Origin of the sequence: Paracoccus sp. Ld10 (genome assembly GCF_045064235.1) — a bacterium.
Lineage (GTDB): Bacteria > Pseudomonadota > Alphaproteobacteria > Rhodobacterales > Rhodobacteraceae > Paracoccus.
On sequence record NZ_JBISHD010000027.1, the window covers coordinates 348,251 to 369,785 of the forward strand.

General features: G+C 67.4%; 21 protein-coding genes. 8 read left to right on the top strand and 13 right to left on the bottom strand.

What is annotated here, in order from left to right:
• Nucleotides 1-85: 85 nt before the first annotated feature.
• Nucleotides 86-451: a DoxX family protein gene (locus ACJJVR_RS10025; protein ID WP_405404203.1), complete on the top strand. Its 366-nt coding sequence runs from the start codon at nucleotides 86-88 to the stop codon at nucleotides 449-451.
• On the opposite strand, the gene dinB is transcribed toward ACJJVR_RS10025, so the two are convergent.
• The 3 genes from dinB to ACJJVR_RS10040 are packed head-to-tail and all read right to left on the bottom strand — an operon-like array spanning nucleotide 448 to nucleotide 3,904.
• Nucleotides 448-1,527: a DNA polymerase IV gene (gene dinB / locus ACJJVR_RS10030; protein WP_405404205.1), complete on the bottom strand. Its 1,080-nt coding sequence runs from the start codon at nucleotides 1,525-1,527 to the stop codon at nucleotides 448-450. The genes ACJJVR_RS10025 and dinB overlap by 4 nt on opposite strands.
• Nucleotides 1,524-2,243, bottom strand: a complete 720-nt coding sequence (locus ACJJVR_RS10035; RefSeq protein ID WP_405404207.1) for a YgfZ/GcvT domain-containing protein — start codon at nucleotides 2,241-2,243, stop codon at nucleotides 1,524-1,526. Before ACJJVR_RS10035 ends, dinB begins: the two co-directional genes overlap by 4 nt.
• Nucleotides 2,240-3,904 carry an ABC transporter ATP-binding protein gene (locus ACJJVR_RS10040; RefSeq protein ID WP_405404450.1) on the bottom strand — a complete coding sequence of 555 codons (1,665 nt, stop codon included), beginning with the start codon at nucleotides 3,902-3,904 and terminating at the stop codon, nucleotides 2,240-2,242. Before ACJJVR_RS10040 ends, ACJJVR_RS10035 begins: the two co-directional genes overlap by 4 nt.
• Before the next feature lie 297 nt (nucleotides 3,905-4,201).
• Between ACJJVR_RS10040 and ACJJVR_RS10045 the strand changes: the two genes are divergently transcribed.
• Nucleotides 4,202-5,371: a pyridoxal-phosphate-dependent aminotransferase family protein gene (locus ACJJVR_RS10045; RefSeq protein ID WP_405404208.1), complete on the top strand. Its 1,170-nt coding sequence runs from the start codon at nucleotides 4,202-4,204 to the stop codon at nucleotides 5,369-5,371.
• 249 nt (nucleotides 5,372-5,620) lie between these two features.
• Here ACJJVR_RS10045 and rsmD read toward each other — a convergent pair whose 3' ends face one another.
• Nucleotides 5,621-6,187: a 16S rRNA (guanine(966)-N(2))-methyltransferase RsmD gene (gene rsmD / locus ACJJVR_RS10050; protein ID WP_405404210.1), complete on the bottom strand. Its 567-nt coding sequence runs from the start codon at nucleotides 6,185-6,187 to the stop codon at nucleotides 5,621-5,623.
• Between the two features lie 76 nt (nucleotides 6,188-6,263).
• Nucleotides 6,264-7,466 (bottom strand): NAD(P)/FAD-dependent oxidoreductase, encoded by a 1,203-nt coding sequence (locus tag ACJJVR_RS10055; protein WP_405404453.1) that lies wholly within the window; start codon nucleotides 7,464-7,466, stop codon nucleotides 6,264-6,266.
• 74 nt (nucleotides 7,467-7,540) lie between these two features.
• Between ACJJVR_RS10055 and ACJJVR_RS10060 the strand changes: the two genes are divergently transcribed.
• Nucleotides 7,541-8,026 carry a peroxiredoxin gene (locus ACJJVR_RS10060; RefSeq protein WP_405404211.1) on the top strand — a complete coding sequence of 162 codons (486 nt, stop codon included), beginning with the start codon at nucleotides 7,541-7,543 and terminating at the stop codon, nucleotides 8,024-8,026.
• Nucleotides 8,027-8,101: 75 nt separating this feature from the next.
• Here ACJJVR_RS10060 and ACJJVR_RS10065 read toward each other — a convergent pair whose 3' ends face one another.
• The 4 genes from ACJJVR_RS10065 to ACJJVR_RS10080 form a co-directional block, all read right to left on the bottom strand.
• Nucleotides 8,102-9,244 carry a GNAT family N-acetyltransferase gene (locus ACJJVR_RS10065; protein ID WP_405404212.1) on the bottom strand — a complete coding sequence of 381 codons (1,143 nt, stop codon included), beginning with the start codon at nucleotides 9,242-9,244 and terminating at the stop codon, nucleotides 8,102-8,104.
• Between the two features lie 100 nt (nucleotides 9,245-9,344).
• Nucleotides 9,345-10,094: a glycerophosphodiester phosphodiesterase family protein gene (locus ACJJVR_RS10070; RefSeq protein ID WP_405404213.1), complete on the bottom strand. Its 750-nt coding sequence runs from the start codon at nucleotides 10,092-10,094 to the stop codon at nucleotides 9,345-9,347.
• Nucleotides 10,094-10,549, bottom strand: coding sequence for a RidA family protein (locus ACJJVR_RS10075; RefSeq protein ID WP_405404215.1), 456 nt, complete (start codon nucleotides 10,547-10,549; stop codon nucleotides 10,094-10,096). The genes ACJJVR_RS10070 and ACJJVR_RS10075 overlap by 1 nt, the downstream gene beginning before the upstream one ends.
• Nucleotides 10,550-10,592: 43 nt before the next feature.
• Nucleotides 10,593-14,042 (bottom strand): chromosome segregation SMC family protein, encoded by a 3,450-nt coding sequence (locus tag ACJJVR_RS10080; RefSeq protein ID WP_405404217.1) that lies wholly within the window; start codon nucleotides 14,040-14,042, stop codon nucleotides 10,593-10,595.
• A gap of 156 nt (nucleotides 14,043-14,198) precedes the next feature.
• Here ACJJVR_RS10080 and ACJJVR_RS10085 point away from each other — a divergent pair, with 156 nt between their 5' ends.
• Together ACJJVR_RS10085 and ACJJVR_RS10090 are read left to right on the top strand one after the other, a co-directional pair.
• On the top strand, nucleotides 14,199-14,579 hold the full coding sequence (locus ACJJVR_RS10085; RefSeq protein WP_405404219.1) for a CidA/LrgA family protein: 381 nt from the start codon (nucleotides 14,199-14,201) through the stop codon (nucleotides 14,577-14,579).
• Nucleotides 14,572-15,291: an LrgB family protein gene (locus ACJJVR_RS10090; RefSeq protein WP_405404221.1), complete on the top strand. Its 720-nt coding sequence runs from the start codon at nucleotides 14,572-14,574 to the stop codon at nucleotides 15,289-15,291. Before ACJJVR_RS10085 ends, ACJJVR_RS10090 begins: the two co-directional genes overlap by 8 nt.
• A 55-nt stretch (nucleotides 15,292-15,346) precedes the next feature.
• Here ACJJVR_RS10090 and mog read toward each other — a convergent pair whose 3' ends face one another.
• Nucleotides 15,347-15,883: a molybdopterin adenylyltransferase gene (gene mog / locus ACJJVR_RS10095; RefSeq protein WP_405404223.1), complete on the bottom strand. Its 537-nt coding sequence runs from the start codon at nucleotides 15,881-15,883 to the stop codon at nucleotides 15,347-15,349.
• Complete coding sequence (locus ACJJVR_RS10100) at nucleotides 15,880-17,109, bottom strand: argininosuccinate synthase (protein ID WP_405404224.1); 1,230 nt, start codon at nucleotides 17,107-17,109, stop codon at nucleotides 15,880-15,882. Before ACJJVR_RS10100 ends, mog begins: the two co-directional genes overlap by 4 nt.
• Before the next feature lie 21 nt (nucleotides 17,110-17,130).
• Here ACJJVR_RS10100 and ACJJVR_RS10105 point away from each other — a divergent pair, with 21 nt between their 5' ends.
• Nucleotides 17,131-17,997, top strand: a complete 867-nt coding sequence (locus ACJJVR_RS10105) for a hypothetical protein (RefSeq protein WP_405404226.1) — start codon at nucleotides 17,131-17,133, stop codon at nucleotides 17,995-17,997.
• 64 nt (nucleotides 17,998-18,061) lie between these two features.
• Nucleotides 18,062-19,303 (top strand): threonine ammonia-lyase IlvA, encoded by a 1,242-nt coding sequence (ilvA, locus tag ACJJVR_RS10110; RefSeq protein WP_405404229.1) that lies wholly within the window; start codon nucleotides 18,062-18,064, stop codon nucleotides 19,301-19,303.
• Here ilvA and ACJJVR_RS10115 read toward each other — a convergent pair whose 3' ends face one another.
• On the bottom strand, nucleotides 19,304-19,663 hold the full coding sequence (locus ACJJVR_RS10115) for an Hpt domain-containing protein (protein ID WP_405404230.1): 360 nt from the start codon (nucleotides 19,661-19,663) through the stop codon (nucleotides 19,304-19,306). It abuts the gene before it with no gap.
• Nucleotides 19,664-19,785: 122 nt separating this feature from the next.
• Between ACJJVR_RS10115 and ACJJVR_RS10120 the strand changes: the two genes are divergently transcribed.
• Nucleotides 19,786-21,072, top strand: coding sequence for a PP2C family protein-serine/threonine phosphatase (locus tag ACJJVR_RS10120; protein ID WP_405404231.1), 1,287 nt, complete (start codon nucleotides 19,786-19,788; stop codon nucleotides 21,070-21,072).
• Here ACJJVR_RS10120 and ACJJVR_RS10125 read toward each other — a convergent pair.
• Complete coding sequence (locus ACJJVR_RS10125) at nucleotides 21,069-21,512, bottom strand: NUDIX domain-containing protein (protein ID WP_405404233.1); 444 nt, start codon at nucleotides 21,510-21,512, stop codon at nucleotides 21,069-21,071. The two genes, ACJJVR_RS10120 and ACJJVR_RS10125, sit on opposite strands and share 4 nt — an antisense overlap.
• Nucleotides 21,513-21,535 lie beyond the last annotated feature (23 nt).

Here is a 21,535-nt window from a genome sequence, read left to right on the forward strand (position 1 = left end):
TTTATCGATAAACTTTCAATTTACATTTCCTCATGATTAATTCAACCAATCGAAATTGAAAAGTGGACCGGGGGACGAACGCGCCGTGAACAACGCCCTGAACCTGACCGGTCGCGTTCTGATCGCATTGCTGTTCATCGGCGGCGCGGTCCAGAAGGTCGGCGACCCCACACAGGTCACCCGCATGATCGAAGGCCTGGGCTTGCCCGGCGTGCTGGTCTGGCCGGTCGCGGCCTTTAACCTGGTCGCGGGGATCTGCCTGATCCTTGGGCCGCGCGTGCGAACCTGGGCGCTGCTGCTGGCGATCTATTGCATCGGGACCAGCTGGTTTCACTGGCAGCTGCGCGCCGATCCGTGGCAGGTCACCATCGTGGTCAAGAACTGGGCCGTGGCTGGGGGTCTGCTGATCCTGGCGGCGCAAGGTCCGGGCCGATGGGTGCGCCGGCGTTAATCGAACAGCGACAGCTGGGCGGGGCCGTCACCCGCGCCCTCGAACCCTGACAGCGTGACGCCCAACAGGCGCGCGCCGCGCGGATCGGGCAGCACCCCCGCCGCAAGGTCGCGGGCGATGCACAGCAGCTCGTTTTGTGACGCAACCGCCTGCCCCAGACTGCGCGCCCGCGTGATCTGTTGGAAATCCGCGAACTTGACCTTGAGCGTCACGGTCCGCCCGCGCAGGTCGTGGCGCGCGACGGCGGCCCAGACCTTGGCGGCCAGCGGCTCCAGCGCCTCCAGCGCGGGGTCCAGCGCCATGATGTCGGCGGAGTAGGTGTTCTCGGCGCCGACCGACTTGCGGATGCGGTCGGGGCTGACGCGCCGGTGGTCGATACCGCGCGCGATGTTCCAATAGTACCGCCCGGCCTTGCCGAACCGGCGCAGCAGGAAATCCAGATCCTGCGCATGCAGGTCGGCCCCGGTGGCGATGCCCATCGCCTGCATCTTGGCGGCGGTGGCGGGGCCCACGCCGTGAAACTTGCCCACCGGCAATGACAGCACAAAATCCGGCCCCCGGTCCGGCGTGATGACGCACAAACCGTCGGGCTTGTTCTGATCGGATGCCAGCTTGGCCAGAAACTTGTTATAGCTGACGCCGGCGCTGGCGGTCAGACCTGTCGTTTCCTGAATACGGGCGCGGATCTGGGCCGCTATCTTGGTTGCGGTGCGGCCCTTCAGATGTTCGGTCACGTCCAGATAGGCCTCGTCCAGCGACAGCGGCTCGACCAGGGGGGTATGGTCCAGAAAGATGTCGCGGATCTGCTGGCTGACCTGTTTGTAGACGTCGAACCGGTGCCGCACAAAGATCAGGTCCGGGCACAGCCGCGCCGCGGTGACCGATGGCATGGCCGACCGCACCCCGAACACCCGCGCCTCATAGCTGGCGGCGGCCACGACGCCGCGCGCGGCCGACCCGCCCACCGCGACCGGCTTGCCACGCAGTTCCGGGAAATCGCGCTGCTCGACCGAGGCAAAGAAGGCATCCATGTCGATATGGATGATCTTGCGCAGGGGCGGGCCCGGATCGGTCACAGTGGCTGCAGCCGCGCCTCGCCGGCCTGCATGTCGGGGGCGACCCGGTCGTGGCGCACATGGGCGATGGCCTGCCCGCCGGATTGGGTAAAGACGGTGCCCACTTCGCGCCCGTCCGCGGTGATGGGCGTGCCCGGGGAAACCGCGCCGTCGATGCGCAGCGTGGTCAGACCCTTGCGCAGTTCGGTCTTGTGCTTCATCCGCGCGGTGACCTCCTGACCCACATAGCACCCCTTGCGGAAATCGACGCCGTGCAGACGCTCGAACCCGGCCTCCAGGATATAGGTGTCGTTGGGGATCAGCTCGACTAGGGTTTCGGGGATGCAATGCGCCACGCGGATAGCGTCCCAATCGGTGCCGTCATCGCCCGCCGCGCCATAGTGCCGCCAGCCAAGCGCGGTGTGACGCGGGTCGGCCACAGCCCCGTCCGGCGCGGGGCCGGTGCCGCGCGCCACGGGCATGTCCACGGGTTCCAGCACGACCTTGCTGCGCAGCTTGTACATCGACAGGCGGCGGATCAGGTCGTCCGACAGACGCGCATCCACATCGATCAACAGCGCGTCGCCATCGGGCACGATCAGGAAATCGGCCAGATACTTGCCCTGCGGCGTCAGCATCGCGGCCCAGATAGGGGCGCGGGCCACATCGTTGGTCACCAGCCCCTGCAGAAACGATACGCGGTCCTCGCCGGTCAGGCGGATGATCTGGCGGGTCATTCATTGTCTCCGAATTGCAGCGCGACAAGGCGGGCATAGGCGCCGCCCTTGGCCATCAACTGGTCATGACTGCCCTGTTCCACAACCCGCCCCGATTCCATCACCACGATCTTGTCGGCATTGCGGATGGTCGACAGGCGGTGCGCGATGACCAACGTGGTGCGCCCCGCCGACAGGTGGTCCAGCGCATCCTGGACCAGCCGTTCGCTGGCGGTGTCCAGTGCGCTGGTCGCCTCGTCCAAGAGCAGCACGGGCGCGTCCCGCAACAGCGCGCGGGCGATCGCCACACGCTGGCGCTGGCCGCCCGACAGGGCCGATCCGCGCGGCCCCACGCGGCTGTCCAGCGTGCGCTGATCGTCCAGAAAATTGCTGACATTCGCGGCCTTCAGCGCGGCCTGCATGTCGGCGTCCGACGCATCGGGCCGCCCCATCAGGATGTTGTCGCGCAGGCTTTCGTCGAACAGCGCCGATTCCTGCGCCACGGTCGAATACTGGTCGCGCAGCACGCCCAGGTCGTATTCCGTGACCGGCGCACCGCCCAGACTGACCAGTCCCCGGTCCGGGTCGACCATACGCGTCAGCATGTTGAACACCGTCGATTTCCCCGCCCCCGACGGGCCGACCAACGCGGTGGTGCGCCCGGCTTCGGCGGTGAAGGACAGCCCGTGCAGGACGACCTGACCGTCATAGGAGAGCCACACGTCGTCCAGCACGATCTGGGTCGTGTCGGGCGGCGTGGTGCGCGGGCCGGACACTACGGTCGGGCGCGTGTCAAAGACGTGATAGATGCGTTCCAGGCTGGCGGCGGCGGTCTGCCAGACGCCCGCGATGCCGCCAAGGCGGCGCATCGGCTGAAACGCCAGCGCCAGCGCGGTAAAGAACGCCATGAAGTCGCCCACGCTGCGGTCGCCATCCATCACCTGATTGCCGCCCAGTGCCAGCACCGCGACAAAGCCGATGCCCGTCACCACGTCGGTCAGCGCCGGGATCACGCTGGAGGTCGCGGCGACCTTGGTTTCCGACGCCCGGATGCGGGCCACGATGGCCGCAAAGCGGGCGGTCTGGTCGGCCTCGGCCCGGTTCAGCCGGATCGAGGCGATGCCGTGCAGCACCTCGTCCAGCCGGGTGGCGCGCAGGCTGGCGTTCACGCGGTTCTGGCGCACCTTGCGGCGGATGTATTTCTGCACCAACGCCGCGGGCATGATCAGGATCGGCGCCCCCACCAGCGCCCCCAGAGTCCAGACCGGATCGATGGTCAGCGCCACCCCGAACAGCATGGCCAGGCTGATTGCGTCGCGTGTGGCCCCGGTGATCAGCGTCGCCCAGACCCCCTGGACGGCCATGGTATCGCCCTGGATCCGTTCGATCATGGCGCCGGGCGAATTGTCGCGGAAAAAGCGGCTGTCCAGCGTCAGGATATGCGCCAGCAGCTGTGTCTGCATCGTCGTCGACACCGCCAGCGAGATCGTCGTCAGCAACGCCCGGCTGGCCACCAGCGTGACCGCGCGCAGCAGGAAGATCCCGAAGATCGCCGCCCCCACCCACCAGATCGCGCCCGGCTGCTTGCCGATGAAGACCAGGTCGAACAGCGGCTTCAGCATCCAGCTGATCAGGGCCAGCGTCGATCCCTCCAGCGTCATCAGGACGAACGCCAGTCCCATCCTGCCCCGGTGCGGACGCAGGTAGTCATCCCACAACCGCCGCAGCAGCCCGGGCACCTTTGCGGCATCCTGGGCCGGCGGCACGGTCGTCCCGCGCGTCGCGGCGGCAATCAGTCGGGAGGGGCTGTCCTGGCGGGGGTCCACGGGTCTGTCGGGCCTTTCGGTCGCGGGCGCGGGCGCCCTTTTCGATCACGCCCAGCCATACCCCTTTCCGGCCTTGCGCCACAAGACCACGCCCCGTTGACGCCGCGGGGGTGTGGCCCTACCGATCCTGCATGATGTGAAGGAACGCATGTGATGGACTTTGCCCCCGGACCCGACCTGATCGCAATTCCCGGCCCCTCTCCGGTGCCGGCGCGCGTGCTGAACGCGGCGCATCGGGCGTCGCCCGACATCTATGCCAATGATCTGGCGCAGGTGAACCTGCAGGTGATGGCCCAGTTGAAGCGGCTGGCGGGCACACAGGCGCATCTGGCCCCCTATATCGGCAACGGTCATGCAGGGTGGGAGGCGGCATCCGCCAACATGTTCGCCCCCGGCGATCTGGCGCTGGTGCTGACCAGCGGCCATTTCGGCCGGTCCTGGGCCGACATGACCGAGGGTCTGGGCGTTCAGGTCGAGCGGATGGATTTCGGCGCACTGGCCCCCGATCCGGGGCGTCTGGCCGCGCGTCTGGCCCAGGACCCGCAAGGACGAATCCGCGCCGTGATGGTGTGTCAGACCGACACGGCCAGCGCGACCCTGGCCGATATTCGCGCAATCCGGGCGGCGATGGGCGATCACCCGGCGCTGCTGGTGGTCGATGCCATCGCGTCACTGGGCTGTGCGCCGATGCGGATGGACGACTGGGGCGTCGACGTGCTGATCGCCGCCAGCCAAAAAGGGCTGATGTGCCCGCCCGGTACGGTCTTCGTGTGGTTTTCGGACAAGGCGGCGGCGCGGGGGCGGACGTCGCTGACCTCTCCGTGGTGGGACTGGCACCTGCGGGCCGGGTCGGACGCGCTGTGGCGCTGGTGGGGCGGCACTCCGCCCGTCCAACAGATCTTCGCCCTGTCCGAGGCGCTGACGATGATTCTCGACGAAGAGGGGCTAGAGGCCACCTGGGCGCGACACAACAGGCTGGCGCGCGCCACATGGGCCGCGGTCGACGCCTGGTCGGTCGGCAGCGGCATCCGCGTCTCGGTGGCCGATCCCAGCGCCCGCGCCTGTTCGGTAACGGCGGTGACCCTGCCCGGCGCGGACGCGCTGCGGGCATGGGTCACGCGCGCATGCGGGGTGACGCTGGGCGTTGGTCTGGGCGCGCCTGACCCTGCGGCTGCGTTGCGGATCGCCCATATGGGCCACACCAACGCCGGGGTCCTTCTGGGCACGCTGGGCGCAATCGAGGCGGGTCTGACTGCCCTGTCCATCCCGCATGGCCCCGGCGCATTGGAGGCCGCAGCGGCCAGCATCGCCCATTCGGCCTGATCCGCGGGCGGCGGCAGGCACTGACGCGCCGGGCCGCCGAAGGCAGGCCTGGCGCCACCGGACGGCTCCGCACCGTCAGGTGCACCCTGCGGGGTGTAGAACGGATCGCGTCATCGACCGGCAGCGTCAGGTGCCGATATTCCGCTGGCCGGGACCGCCTGCGCGGACGTGGTTTATCAGGCGGTGAGCGCGGTGACCGATTTCGTGTGTGTTCGACCGTGGTGACGCGCCCTGCGCCTTTACCCGCCGTCAGTTGGGTGCGACGCGCGCCAGCGTCACGACGGTATCGCCATAGCTGCGCCGATCCAGCAGCGTCATGGCAGCGGGCAGCAAGGGCGCGCGCGACTCCTCCCAGACGATCCACGCGCCCGCGCCGATCCAACCGCCCTGCAATGCAGAGGTCAGCGCGACCTCTCCGCTTCCCTGGCCATAGGGTGGATCCATGAACACGACATCAAAGGCAGCCCCCGTATTGCGTCCAAGCTTGGTCGCGTCACGGCGCAAAAGCACGGTCGTCGGCTGCACCCGAGCCTTGGCGATGTTCTGACGCATCAGGGCATGCGCGCGGGAGCCGTCATCGACCAAGGTGGCGTGTGACGCGCCGCGCGACAGCGCCTCCAGCCCCAGGGCGCCGGTCCCCGCGAACAGATCCAGCACGCGCGCACCGGGCAGCGGATTGCCATGCGTGCCGTTGATCAGCAGATTGAAGATCGCCTCGCGGACGCGGTCGGTCGTCGGACGAAGATGCGCGGCCGGATCGCCCTCGCCCAGATCGGCCAGCTTCAGGCCGCGCAGCGTGCCGCCGACGATCCTCATGATTGCGTCCCGCGGTGGCGGCGGGGGGCATCCTGCCCCCCGCACCCCCCTGGGCCGCCCTGCGAATCGAACCCGGTCATGCCAGCAGCGCCCTAAGGTCGGGCACCGTCGCAAGCGTCGCCGGATCGGGGCTGATCCCGCCCTCGATCAGGCGTTTGCCGATCATGTAGGCGCGAACGTCATTCAGCGCGTCGACGGCAATCAGCGCACCTTGTCGATAATACCAGACCGATGCGGCATGATCGCCCTGCCCCGCCCGTTCCACGACCTGATCGTGACCCGTGTTCAGACCCGCGATCTGCAGTTTTGCATCGAACTGGTCCGACCAGAACCAAGCCTTGGGTACATAGTCGCGGGCATACCCAAGCATATTGTCGGCCACGCATTCCGCCATGTCGATGGCCCCGCCCACGCTCTCCAGCCGCAACCGCCCGCCCTGCCATGGCGTGCTGGCGCAATCGCCCGCGGCCCAGATCGACGGATCGGATGTGCGCCCATGCAGATCGGTCGCGATTCCGTTGTCCAGATGCAGCCCCGCCGTGGCCGCCAGCCCCGTTTCAGGCAGCACACCGATACCCATGATTACCAGATCCGCATCAATCTGCTGTCCGTCGGTCAGCGCCACACCATCGACCCGGTCTTCCCCCGTGATGCGGCTGATCCCCGTTCCCTCCAGGATCGTGACGCCATGCGCCTGATGCAGCGCGCGGATCAGGTCCGCGGTCTGGGCCGCCGCGACCCGGCCCAGGATGCGGGGTGCCGCCTCGATCAGCGTGACCTTGAGGCCCGACTTGCGCGCAACTGCCGCCGCCTCCAGACCGATATAGCCGCCGCCGATCACGACCAGACGCCGCCCCTCGTGCAACTGCGGGGCCAGCGCATCGACATCGGCCAGATTGCGGATCACATGCGTGCCGGGCAGATCGCCGCCCATCGACGCGGGCAGGCGGCGCGGAGACGCGCCGGTGGTCAACGCCAGCGCGTCATAACCATGGGTACCCCGGTCGGTGGTCACCACCCTCCCGACTGCATCGATCGACAACGCCGTTTCGGACAGGTGCAGCGCAATTTCCTGATCACGCCACCACTCCGGCGCGCGCAGCGTCAGGCGGTCGATATCCATCCGGCCAAGCAGATAGGCCTTGGACAAGGGCGGGCGCTGATAGGGGGCGGCGGGTTCATCACCGATCACGGTCAGCGGGCCTGCGTGCCCCTTTGCCCGCAACCGCGCCGCCATCGAGGCCGCCGCCTGCCCCCCACCCACGATCACGATGCGCATCCGCCGCCTCTCTGGTCTGTTCACCGGGGGCACCCTATAGTCGCCGCGAATCCGTTGCAATTCAGGAGAATGCGATGACCATCACCGCCGGAGACACGATGCCCCAGGGCCAATTGCTGCGCGTAGGCGAGGCCGGCCCAGAGACCGTCGACCTTGCCGACCTGATGCAGGGCAAGGTCGCCCTGTTCGGCCTGCCGGGGGCCTTTACCGGCACCTGCACGAACGCGCATATGCCCAGCTTTGTGCGCCATGCGGACATGTTCCGCACCAAGGGTGTTCTGCGTATCGTCTGCATCACCGTGAACGATCCCTTCGTGGCCAAGGCCTGGGCGGACCAGACCGGCGCGACCGAAGCCGGGATCGAGGTCATGGCCGATGCAGACGGCAGCGTGACCAAGGCTCTGGGCCTCGACTTCACCGCCCCGCCCGCAGGTCTTTTCGACCGCTGCAAGCGTTTCGCCGCGCTGGTCGAGGATGGCGTGGTCAAGGCAATCGACGTCGAGGACAGCCCCGGCGCCTGTACCGTCAGTGCCGGAGAGGCCCTGCTGGAAAAGGTCTGACACCAGACCGGCAGCACGACACCGGGGGGTCCGGGGGGCTGGCCCCCCGGCGCCTCGCGGGACGCAAAAGCCCGGTCACGGCGACAGGTCACCCTTTCGGAACGGGGTGAAATCGGCCAGTGCCTCGATCTCGGCGCCCATCGCGTCACGTTCCTGACCCAGATAGTTCTCCAGCGCGCGCAGAAAACCCGGATCGCGAACCCAGTGCAACGAATGGATCGGCACCGGCTCGTATCCGCGGGCCAGCTTGTGGTCGCCCTGCGCCCCCGCCTCGACCCGTGCCAATCCATGCGCGATCGCGTGATCGATGGCCTGATGATAGCACAGCTCGAAATGCAGAAACGCGTGGTCGGCCACGCAGCCCCAGTACCGACCGTAAACCGCGTCGGGCCCCAGGAAATTCAGCGCCCCCGCGATTGGCTGGCCGTCGGTTTCCGCCAGCACCAGCAGGATATCGTCGCGCATCGTGTCCTGAATGCGGTCAAAGAACGCACGCGTCAGATAGGGCTGGCCCCATTTCCGCGCGCCGGTGTCCTGATAGAACTCCCAGAATGCGTCCCAATGGTGGGGCTTCAGATCGTCTCCGGTCAGGTGGCGTATCGTGCCTCCGAACCCTTGGGCGCGAGCGCGTTCCTTGCGCAGGTCCTTGCGCTTGCGCGAGGACAGCGCGGCCAGAAAATCGTCATAGCTGCCATAGCCGCGGTTCAGCCAGTGATACTGCTGCGTCACGCGCGGCAGAAAACCCGCAGCCTCGCCCAGGTCGGCCTCGGGTTCGGTGCAAAAGGTGACATGCGCGCCCGATACGTCCAACCGCTCGGCCACCTGCATCAGACCCGCCAACAGACCCGCCCGCGCCTCGTCGTCGCGGGCCAACAGGCGTGCACCGGTGGCGGGGGTAAACGGCACCGCGCATTGCAGCTTGGGGTAATAGCGTCCGCCCGCCCGCGTATAGGCCTGTGCCCAGGCATGGTCGAAGATGTATTCGCCCTGACTGTGCGATTTCGCATAAAGGGGGGCGCAGGCCACCACCTGACCGTCGCGTTCCAGCGTCAGGTGCAGCGGCTGCCAACCCGATCCGGTTCCGACGGATCGGGACTGTTCCAGCGCGGACAAAAAGCGGTGCGTGGTAAAGGGATTGCCGTCGCCCAGACCGTCCCACACCTGCGGGTCGATGGCGGCGATCGAGGGATGGGTGGTCAGGGTCATCATGTCGGTCATGCGCCGTAAGATAGGGTGCGGGACGCCGCTTGTCAGGCCCCGCCGGTGTCGCGGGGCGCCGCAGGCCGGCGCCCCGTGGTATTTGCGCAAAGAAAAAGCGTCAGGTCGCCGCCCGATAGCCTTCGAACGTGATGTTCGTGGCGGCGCGACGGGCCGTGGCCTCCTCGCTCGGGCTGCGGATCGTCCAGGTCAGGACGGGAATGCCCTGCGCGCGCAGGGCATCGACGCGCGGATTGTCCAGATCGTTCTTGTCATGCGAGATAAAGGACGCCCCCACCGCGTCGAAATCGCGGATCTGCGCCAGTTCCTCGCGGCGGTCCGGGGCGATTCGGCTCCAGTCCGCCTCGGCAAAGGCGCAGGTGGTCAGACCCACCGGCACGTCCGGGGCCTCGGCGCGAAACGCCGCGATCATGTGCGGGTTGAAGGACATCACCGCCACCGGGCCGTCATAACCCGACAGCGCCCGCGCCACGTTGACCGACAGGGTGCCGACATCGGGCCCGCAGGCGCCGTCCTGATCCTTGATCTCGATCAGCAGGGGCACCTGTCCTGCGACCAGGTCCAGGAACTGTGCCAGCGTCGGCACGGGCTCATCCGTGCCCAGCAGGCGCAGGCCCGACAGGGTCGTCGCATCGGTTGCCGCAATCAAACCCTGTGCCCCGGTCAGTCGGTCCAGCCGGTCGTCATGAAACACCAGCGGCACCCCGTCCGGGCCGGGCTGGATGTCGCATTCGATGCCATAGCCCGCGTCGATCGCCGCCTGCGCGGCGGCGATGCTGTTTTCCGGCACTCCTGTCCCGTGCAACCCGCGATGGGTGATGGGCACCGTCAGGAAACGCGGGTCCAGCATCAACGGACCTCGAAGACGGCTTCGATCTCGACCGCGACGCCAAAGGGCAGAGAGGGCGCGGAAACGGCGGCACGGGAATGGCGGCCCGCATCGCCAAAGACCTCGACCATCAGGTCGGAACAGCCGTTGATGACCTTGGGCTGATCGGTGAAATCGGGGGTCGAATTGACGAAACCGGTCAGCTTGACGACCCGCGTCACGCGATCCAGGTCGCCCACCGCGGCCTTGAGCTGCGCGATCAGGGCCAGACCACAGCGGCGGGCGGCGGCGGCGCCGTCCTCCAGGCTGGTCGTATCGCCCAGCTTGCCGGTGATCAGACCGTTATCATCCGCGCTGATCTGGCCAGAGATGAAGACCAGGTTGCCGGTCTGCACGAAGGGGACATAATTCGCCGCCGGCGTGGGTGCTGCGGGAAGGGTGATGCCTTTGTCGGCCAGGGTCTGTTCAACAGTCATTGGATCCTCGCTTGGTTCGACCCGGACCCTAACGCGGGTCGCGTCACGCGACCAGAGCCTCGGCGCGTTTCAGGTCCACACTGACCAGTTGGCTGACGCCCTGTTCGACCATCGTGACGCCGAACAGCCGGTCCATCCGGGCCATCGTCACCGCGTGGTGGGTGATGATCAGAAACCGCGTGTCGGTGCGGCGCGTCATCTCGTCCAACAGGTCGCAAAACCGGCTGACATTGGCATCGTCCAGCGGCGCGTCCACCTCGTCCAGCACGCAGATGGGTGCGGGATTGGCCAGAAACACCGCAAAGATCAGCGCCATCGCCGTCAGCGTTTGTTCGCCCCCCGACAACAGCGACAGCGTCGACAGACGCTTGCCCGGCGGCTGGCACATGATTTCCAGACCCGCGTCCAGCGGATCGTCCGATTCGACCAGAACCAGCCGCGCCTCCCCTCCGCCGAACAGCGTGGTGAACAGGGTCGCGAAATTGGCGTTGACCGTCTCGAACGCCGCCAGCAGGCGTTCGCGCCCCTCGCGGTTCAGGCTGCCGATACCGGCGCGCAGCTTGCGGATTGCCTCCTCCAGGTCGGTCTTTTCCGCGGCCAGCGCGTCGCGCTCTTCCTCCAGCGCGCGTTTGTCCTCGTCGGCGCGCAGGTTGACGGCGCCAAGCGCGTCCCGGGCGGTGCGCAGGCGGGCGATCTGATCCTCCAGCGCGTCGGCGGGGGCGGTGTCGTCGATCTGGCCTAGGGTGGCACGCAACTGTTCGGGGGTCTGGTCGGTCTCCTCCGCGATGCGGGCGCGGGCGGCGGCTTCGGCGTCGCGGGCGGCCTCGGCACGGGCCTCGCGCGCGGCACGGCCTTCGCGCGCGTCCGATGCCAGGCGTTCGGCGTCGCGTTCGGCCAAGGCGGCGGTTCGCGCGGCGTCCTCAGCGACCTGCAGGGCATCGCGGGCGGCGGACAGGCGGTCCTGAGCCTCGGTCTCGCGGACTGCCAGGACGGCGCGTTGATCGTCCAGCTGCGCAGGTTGGGCCTGGGCCTGGGCCAGATCGACCCCGGCGCCGTCGCGGCGCGCGGCCAGTTCTGCGGCGCGGGTGCCGGCCTGATCCAACCGCAGGCGCCAGCCGGATTGCTCCTTGGTGATCTCCTGCTGACGGCGAATGCGCGCGTTGGCGTCGCGCCGCAATTCGTCCAGGGCGGCCCGGCGGGTCATTGTGGCGATGCGGGCGGCCTCGACCCCGGTGCGGGCATGTTCCAGGGCGGCGGCGGCGTCGCCCCGGTTCGGCAGGGCGGCCAGCTGTGCCTCGGCATCGGTCAGGCGGGTGCGCGCGTCGGCCGCATCAGCACGGTGACGCGCCAGTTCGGCCCCGGCGCTGTCGGCACGGCTGGCGGCCATTGCCAGATCCGATTCGGCGCGTGTCGCGGCGCGTGCGGCGTCCGACAGCAGGCGCTCGGCCTCGCGCCGCGCATCGCGGGCCAATTTTTCGGCCTGGGCGGCGTCAGCAAAGGCCGCGCGGGCATCCTCATGCGCGTCGCGGGCCACTGCGGCGCGGTCGCGGGCCTCGTCGGATTGGTCGGCGATCCGCGCCAGCGCGTTCACGTTCTGCAGGTGCAGCGCGGCCGAGGACGCGGCCTGACCCGCCATGACCCGCAACCCGTCCCACCGGAACAGATCACCCGCAGGGGTGACCAGCGACTGTCCCGGCAACAGCGCGGATTGCAGCGCCGCGCCCTGCCCCGCGTCCAGCACCAGACCGGTCTGTGACAGCCGCCGCGCCAACAGGTCGGGGCCACGCACATGCGGCGTCATGGGCTGCGCGCCGTCCGGCAAATCCTGCGCCGTGTCCCAGACCGGCAGGTCGTGCCAGCCGGTCCCGTCCTGCGTCACGCCGGCGCGCAGGTCGTCGCCCAGGGCCGCACCGAACGCGGCCTCGTATCCGCGCGCGACCTGCACCCGGTCCAACAGCGTGGCGCCCCCGGCCTGCCCACGCTCGACCAGCCGCTGCAGGGCGGTGCGTTCGGCGGCAAGGGCGGCGGCCTCTCCCTCGGCCTCGGCGCGGGCGGCGCGGGCGGCGGCCTCAACCGTCTCCAGATCGGCGCGCGCGCCTTCGGCCTGTGCCAGCGCGTCTTCGGCGCCATGGGCGCGATCACGGGCCTGATCCTGCGCGGTATCGGCCCGGTCCAGTGCGGCGGTGGCCGCCTCTCCGGCAGCGTTGGCACGGGACACGGCCTCCGCCGCCTCGGTGGCGGATCGGTCGGCGCGGTCGAACATCGCGCGCAGATCGCCCGCCAGACGTTCGGCGGACTGATGGCGCGCGGCCAACCGCGCGGATTCGTCGGTCAGCTCGGCCAGCCGCGCCTCGATCTCGCGCAGCGCCTCGGCTGCGGCATCGGCGGTTTCGGTTGCGGCCTCAAGGCGGTCGTCATGGCCAAGCGCGGCGCGGTCCAGCTCGGCCTTTTCCCACGCCAGACGCTCTATGACCTCGGTTGCGTCACGGTTCAGCGCCTGTTCGCGGTCGATGTCGCGGTCCAGCTGGGCGATGCGGGCCGTCAGCGCGGCGATCGCCTCGGCGGCGCGGGCCTGCGCATTGTCCAGCGCCTCGCGGTCGACGGCCACGCGGCTGACCAGGGCTGCGGCGATCTGCTCCTCCTCGCGCAGCGTCGGCAGCGCCTCTTCGGCCTCCGCGCGGCGCGCCTGTGCGACCTCGGACGCGGCACCCGCGTCGGATGCCGCGCGGATCGCCTGTGTCAGCGACTGCGCGGCGGCCAGGCGCGCGGCCTCGGCCTCGGCCCAACGACGGTACAGCAGCACCCCCTCGGCCATGCGCAGGGCGGCGCCGATCTCGCGGTACTTGCCCGCGGCCCGCGCCTGTCGGGACAAGGTCGCGGCCTGGGCGGTCAGCTGGTCCAGCGTATCGTCGACGCGCAGCAGGTTGCTCTCTGCCCCGTTCAGCTTCAGTTCGGCCTCGTGGCGGCGCGCATAAAGCCCCGAGATGCCGGCAGCCTCCTCCAGGATGCGGCGGCGGGACTTGGGCTTGGCGCTGATCAGCTCGCTGATCTGGCCCTGACGGACCAGCGCCGGGCTGTGCGCGCCGGTCGAGGCATCGGCGAACAGCATCTGCACGTCGCGTGCGCGCACGTCCTTGCCGGCGATCTTGTAGGCGCTGCCCGCGTCGCGGGTGATGCGGCGGGTGATGTCGAACTGGTCGTCCTCGTTGAAACCCGCAGGGGCCAGGCGGTCGTGGTTGTCGACGCTCAGCGAGACCTCGGCATGGGCGCGCGCGCTGCGCCGCGTGGTGCCGGCAAAGATCACATCCTCCATCCCGTCGCCGCGCATCGCCGTCGGACGGTTTTCACCCATGACCCAACGCAGCGCCTCCAGCAAGTTGGACTTGCCACAGCCGTTGGGACCGACCACGCCCGTCAGACCCTCGCGGATGACCAGATCGGTCGGGTCCACAAAGCTCTTGAAGCCGTTCAGTCGCAGGCGGTCAAAGCGCAAGGTGTCGGATCCAGATTCGAAAAGGCTGCCGGATTGTCCATCCGCAGGGGGCACAAGTCAACCAGACCGCAAGATGTCGCCATACGCCCCCGGTTATCCACAAGATGCGCGCCGACAGCTCTGGCGCGATGGGGGGCGGCGCGGTAATCTTGCCGGATGATCCGCAGCCTTGCCATCATCCTGACGTTCCAGCTGGTCGGCGAAATCACTTCGCGCGGCCTTGGCCTGTCCTTGCCCGGTCCGGTGGTGGGGCTGATGGCGCTTGTCGCGGCCTTCATCATCCGCCCTGATCTGGCACAGGCGATCCGCCCCACGGCGACCGGTCTGCTGTCGCACCTGTCGCTGTTCTTCGTGCCCGCGGGCGTGGGCATCGTCGCGCACTGGGACCTGCTGCGTGAACAGGGGCTGGGCCTGGCTGCGGCCCTGACGGGATCGACGGTATTGGCCATCGCGGCGGGGGCCTGGGCGTTTACCGCCGTGGCCCGCCTGACCGGATCCGAGGAACGAGCCGCCCTGAGGGACCAGGGGCGTGAGTGATCCGGTCCTGATCTGGTCCTATCTGGCGCAGGAGCCGCTGTTGTGGCTGACCGCCACGCTGGTCGCGTATCTGGCGGGCGACGCGCTGTCGCGCAGGCTGGGTCGCGCCAGCTGGGCCAACCCGGTGCTGATCGCGGTGATCCTGCTGGCGGTGCTGCTGGGGATCACGGGGACCGATTACGCGACCTATTTCGACGGCGCGCAGTTCGTGCATTTCATGCTGGGTCCGGCCACGGTCGCGCTGGCGCTGCCTTTGTACGACAATCTGCCGCGCGTGCGCCGCGCCGCCTGGCCGATGCTGGCCGGGCTGCTGGCGGGGTCCGGCGTGGCGGTCGTCTCAGCCCTGCTGATCGCCCGCGCGTTTGGGATCGAGGGGTCGGTGCTGGCGTCGCTGGCGCCCAAATCCACCACCGCCCCCGTGGCGATCGGCATCGCCGAACAACTGGGCGGCCAACCTACATTGACCGCCGCGCTGGTGCTGCTGACGGGCATCTTTGGCGCGATCGTGGTGACGCCCCTGCTGAACGCGATGAAGATCCGCGACTGGCGCGCGCGCGGCTTTGCGGTTGGCGTCGCGGCGCATGGCATCGGGACCGCGCGGGCGTTTCAGGTGAATGCCACGGCGGGCGCATTTTCGGGCATCGGCATGGGGCTGAACGCCGTGCTGACGGCGATCATCGCCCCGCTGGCCCTGCGCCTGTTCGGCGGATAGCCGATCTGGGGTCCCCAAGCCACGCAGAGGCCGTTGCACCAAAGCGTCCGTGCCCTCAGCCAGATTTCGGGCGGAACGCCTTGATCCGTGCGGGGTCGGTCTCGATGCGCGCGGCACCCATCAAATCCAGGCAATAGGGTACGGCGGCAAAGACCGCATCCAGACAGGTCGCGATGGCCGAAGGCTTGCCGGGAATCGTGATGATCAGCGTCTTGCCCCGAATCGCTGCGGTCTGGCGGGACAGAATGGCGGTCGGCACCTCGCGCAATGACGCGCGGCGCATTTCCTCTCCGAAACCGGGCAGTTCCTTATCCATGATGTCGGCAACGGCTTCGGGGGTCAGGTCGCGCGGCGCCGGGCCGGTGCCGCCGGTGACCAGGATCAGGTCCGCGCCGCCATCGGCCAGGTCGCGCAGCGTGGTGGCCACGATATCCCGACCGTCCGGGATGATGTGCCGGTCAATGGTCATTGCCGAAGTCACGACCCCGCGCAACCAATCCTCGGCACCGGGGCCGCCCTTGTCCTCGTACTCGCCGCGCGACGCGCGGTCGCTGACGGTGACGATGGCGATCTGGGCGGCCCCTTCACTCATTTCGCGACGCGGGCGTTGCGGTTGGCGATCAGCTTCAGGCGCAGCGCGTTCAGGCGGATGAACCCCGCCGCGTCCTTCTGGTCATAGGCCCCGGCGTCGTCCTCGAACGTCACATGCGCCTCGCTGTACAGCGAATGGTCCGACCACCGGCCCACGCAGGTCGCCATGCCCTTGTACAGCTTCAGCCGGACGGTGCCGGTGACATGTTCCTGCGACTTGTCGATCAGCGCCTGCAGCATCTCGCGCTCGGGGCTGAACCAGAACCCGTTATAGATCAGCTCCGCATACCGCGGCATGATCGAATCCTTCAGGTGGCCCGCGCCGCTGTCCAGGGTGATCTGTTCGATGCCGCGATGCGCCTCCAGCAGGACCGTGCCGCCGGGGGTCTCATAGATGCCGCGCGACTTCATGCCGACGAAACGGTTCTCGACGAAATCCAGCCGGCCAATGCCGTGCCTGCCGCCCAGCTCGTTCAGCTTTGTCAGAATCGTGGCGGGCGACATGGCCTCGCCGTTGATCGCCACGGCGTCGCCCTTCTCAAACGTCATCTCGATGAATTCGGGGGTGTCGGGCGCGTCCTCGGGGTTCACGGTGCGCTGATAGACATAGTCGGGCGCCGCCACGGCCGGATCCTCCAGCGCCTTGCCCTCACTGGAGGTGTGCAGCAGGTTCGCGTCCACGCTGAACGGCGCCTCGCCGCGCTTGTCCTTGGCGATGGGGATCTGGTTCTTTTCCGCGAACTCGATCAGCTTGGTGCGGCTGGTCAGATCCCACTCCCGCCAGGGCGCGATCACCTTGATCGACGGGTCCAGCGCATAGGCCGACAGCTCGAACCGGACCTGGTCGTTGCCCTTGCCGGTCGCGCCATGCGCCACCGCATCTGCGCCGTTTTCCTGTGCGATCCGCACCAGATACTGCGAAATCAGGGGTCGTGCGATTGACGTGCCCAGCAGGTACAGCCCCTCGTACAGCGCATTGGCGCGGAACATCGGGAAGACGAAATCGCGCACAAATTCCTCGCGCACGTCGATGATGTGGATGTTCTCGGGGGCGATGCCCAGCATCAGCGCCTTTTCACGCGCGGGCTCCAGCTCTTCGCCCTGCCCCAGATCGGCGGTAAAGGTGATCACTTCGCAGCCATATTCGGTCTGCAGCCATTTCAGGATGATCGAGGTATCAAGCCCACCGGAATAGGCAAGAACCACTTTCTTCGGCGCGTCGGACATGCGGTAATCCCTTCGAAGTTTGTGCGGGAATACGGCGATTTGCACGTTGTCACAAGGGTTCAAGGTCGAGATAGTCCCTGTCTGATCATGATCAGAGAGATTTCGATGGCCACCCCTTCCCGTCATTGCGCCGACAACCAGAGACCGGGGGCTGTGTCCGACGGCATCATGGCACGAATCGCACGGGAGGGCGCAACCATCCTTCGGCGCGTCCGCCGCGACTGCTGGTGGTTGAGCGCAATCATCGCGGTGACCCTGTTTGCGCCGGAGATGCTGGTCGACACCATGCCCGCATGGTGGGAACCTGCTGCGCTGTTGACCCTGACAGCCGTCATGGGCGTTGCGATATCGGGGTGGGCATTGGTGATTGCCCACAGTCTTCGGCATTGGCCGGGCCTGCTGTTGGCGCTGGTCGTGACCGTGCCGCTTTTGACGACATTGGGTGCGCGCCGTGACTCCCGACTGACGCTTTCGCAGACATTTGGCGTCGATCCGGGTGTTTTTCCCGTCACGCTGGACGTCCTAACCGCATTGCATACGCTGTGGCTGATATTCGCGTTTGTCGCGCTGCTGCTTCTGGCGGTCTTCATTGCCACCTTGCTGCTGCAGATCTTCAATGGCGGTTGGCGTCATACGATGGCGACCGCACTTCCTCTGGCCTTGCCGCTTGCAGCAACCATCGCGGCACCCCTGGCCGGAGGGCTGACGCTGCACACGCATGTGGAGCGATTGGCCCGGATGGTCGATGCCTTTCCCGCATCGCGATGCACCTATCCCGATCAGACGGTGGCCCCGGACAGGATCGTCTTCCTCTCGGACGATCAGGTTCTGGCATGGCGCATTGATCGCGCACGTCCCGTCGTCCTTGAATGTCGGCTCGGCGACTGACGATAACGGGACGCGCTGCGCTGACGGCTTGCCAAATCAGGCGTTTCGCGGCATGGGGCGAGGCATGGAAAACTTTGTCGCCTCCGTCCGTCTGGCCGAGGCCGCGCTTCGCGACCTGTTCGAGCCTACGCCCCTGCAACGCAATGACCACCTGTCGGCGAAATACGGCGCCGACATCTGGCTCAAGCGCGAGGATCTGACCCCCGTGCGCAGCTACAAGCTGCGCGGGGCGTTCAACGCGATGCGCAAGCAGGTCACGCCCGGCGCGCCCGGCCATTTCGTCTGCGCCAGCGCCGGGAACCATGCCCAGGGCGTTGCCTATGCCTGTCGGCATTTCGGTGCGCGCGGCACGATCTTCATGCCGATCACCACGCCGGGGCAAAAGATCGACAAGACGCGCATGTTTGGCGGCGACGCGATCACGATCGTGCTCAAGGGCGACTATTTCGACCAGACGTTGGCCGCCGCTCAGGCGTTCTGCGCCGAACAGGGCGCACAGTTTCTGTCCCCGTTTGACGCGCCAGACGTGATCGAGGGTCAGGCGACCGTCGCGCTTGAAATGCTGGCCCAGCTGGGGCGTGCGCCCGATCTGGTCGTGCTGCCGGTGGGCGGGGGCGGACTGTCTGCGGGCGTCACCACGTTCATGCGGACCCAGGCACCGGACACCCGCTTTGCCTTTGCCGAACCCCTGGGCGGCGCCAGCCTCAAGGCCGCGCTGCAGGCGGGCGCCCCCGTGGCGCTTCCGGCGGTGGACAGCTTTGTCGATGGCGCGGCGGTCGCGCGCATCGGCGCCCTGCCCTTTGAGGCGCTGCAGCGGTTCACCCCCGAAGACGTCTATCTTGCACCCGAGGATCGGATCTGTCGTACGATGCTGGAGATGCTGAACACCGAGGGCGTGGTGCTGGAACCCGCTGGCGCGCTGGCGCTGGACGTGCTGGGCGATCTGGGCGATCTGACAGGCAAGACCGTCGTCGCAGTCTGTTCGGGCGGTAATTTCGATTTCGAACGTCTGCCCGAGGTCAAGGAGCGCGCGCAGCGGTTCCAGGGCGTGAAAAAGTATTTCGTCCTGCGCATGCCGCAGCGCCCCGGCGCGTTGCGTGATTTCCTGGACCTGCTGGGACCGAACGACGACATCGCGCGGTTCGAATACCTCAAGAAATCCGCCCGGAACTTCGGATCGGTCTTGATCGGGATCGAAACATCCGACCCTGCGAACCTGATCACGCTGATGGGGCGGTTGGACCAATCGGGATTTGCCTATCGCGACATCACGAATGACGGCATCTTGTCGGAACTGTTGGTCTGATCACGACGCCTGTGCGGTCGTACGGCCCCCATGGTCGCCGTTCATGACATGGGGCAGATCGCGCAGGAACAGCTGTTTGGTATGACCGAAACTGGCGCGCAGGGCCGCCGACCTCAACGAGCTTTGACTGCCCTGCGCCAACTGCTGTTCAGCACGAAGGCATTGGGCGCAAAACTCGGTAAAGCCGATGTTGAGGGCCAGACCGCGCAGCAAGTGCAGGTCTTCGGCAAGGTGCTGGGTGCGGGTGTCCAGCGCAAAAAGATGCGCCTGGATCTCTGCCAGGATCATGTCGATGGTCGGCAGCAGGTCATCAGGGTCCAGCGCATCACGCAGTTCGATCACTCTGTTCCAATCGATCATTTCCAACCCCTTTCGAATCGCCGCCGTGCCCCTGTCTAGCCCAGGCCGGTTGCGAAACATTTAATCGCGGAGAACAAAGCGGTTTACTCGAAATTTACGACCGGCGCCGTAAGCATGGTCGTATGAAAGCCGCGAATCGCCCCTCATCCCTACCTGACATCAGCCCGCCCTCACAAAAGCGGCTGGTGCTGCTGGTCGACGACAGCGCGGCACAGCGCAGTCTGCTGGCCTGCCTCCTGAAACGAGGCGGCTATGAGGTGATCGAGGCTGCCAGCGGGGTGGAGGCCCTGCAATTGTGTGAGCGGTTGGTCCCGGACCTGGTCCTGTCCGACTGGATGATGCCCGAAATGACCGGGCTGGAATTTTGCGCGGCCTTTCGTCGGCTGTCTCGGCCCAACTATGGTTATTTCGTGCTGTTGACGTCGAACCCCGACGCCCGTGCGATCACCGAAGGGTTGCAGGCCGGGGCTGACGATTTCCTGACCAAACCCGTGGCGCCCCAGGAATTGCTGGCGCGTCTGGCCGCCGGCGAACGCATCCTGCGCATCGAGGAAGAGCTACGGGCCAGCAACACCCAGTTGCGCCTGGCCCTGTCGCAGCTGTCGGAGACCCAAGCCGCGATGGAGCGCGACCTGCGCGAGGCACGCAAGCTGCAACAGGGTCTGGTGCGGGAACGTTCGGGGAAGTTCGGCCAGATAGAGATAAGTCTGCTGCTGCGTCCGGCGGGCCATATCGGCGGTGATCTGGTGGGCTTTTTCCCGATCGGGGACGATCGGATCGGCCTGTATGCGCTGGACGTTTCAGGTCACGGGGTGACGGCGGCGCTGCTGACGGCGCAATTGTCCGTGCACCTGTCGGGATCGTCCGACCAGAACATCGCGCTGCGCGGCGCGCTTGGCGGGGCCGATGCGGCTGGCCCGGTGGCACTGGCGCATTTTTTCAACACGATGATGCTGGAGGAGATGAATACCGACACCTACTTCACCATGATCTATGCAGAGCTGAATCATCTGACCGGACATGTCCGCATGGTTCAGGCCGGGCACCCCCACCCTGCGCTGCAACGGGTTGATGGCACGGTCACGCACCTGGGTGCGGGCGGCATGCCGATCGGCGTGTTCGAACGACCGCTCTTTGATGAGATCGACGTCACCCTGGGCCCCGGCGACCGCCTGCTGATCGCATCGGATGGCATTACCGAGGCGACGACCCCGAATGGCCGTCAGCTTGGCAATGACGGTCTCAAGGCCGTCATGCGGACCAACGCCTTTCTCAACGGACATGCCTTTCTGGAATCGATGGCCTGGTCGGTGTCGGAATACTGTCGCGGCGAACGCCAGGACGACATGTCCGCGGTGCTGGTCGAATTTCGCGCCAGCGCCACGGTCATCCCGCTGGACGACGGCTAGCGTCCAGCAAGCCACCCCGACAGGGCCGCCCGCGACCCCGGATCGACCAACGCGTTCAGCGCCTGCGCCGGGGTCATCCAATGCGCGCTGTGACCCGGTTCTGTAGGGGGGGACAGTCGGCTGATGGGGCGGGCAACCCAGATCTGGCATCGTTTCTCGGCGTGCATGTCGTAATCGGGCATGAAACAGAACCGCGTATAGCTGCCCAGGTACCGGGCGGCGCCGATGGTCCAGCCGGTTTCCTCTGCCACTTCGCGATGCAGGGCGGCCAAGGCGTGCTCTCCGGGGTCTATTCCACCGCCGGGCAGCTGGAATTCGGGTTCGGGTGCCTGCTGGTGCGTCAGCAGGATACGCCCGTCCCGCCACAGGATCGCATAGGCGCCGGGCCTGCGGCGATAGCGGGGCCCGGTCAGGGGCGGTTGTCCGAAACGCGGGATCATGGGGCACCTGTCTGGTTGCCCGC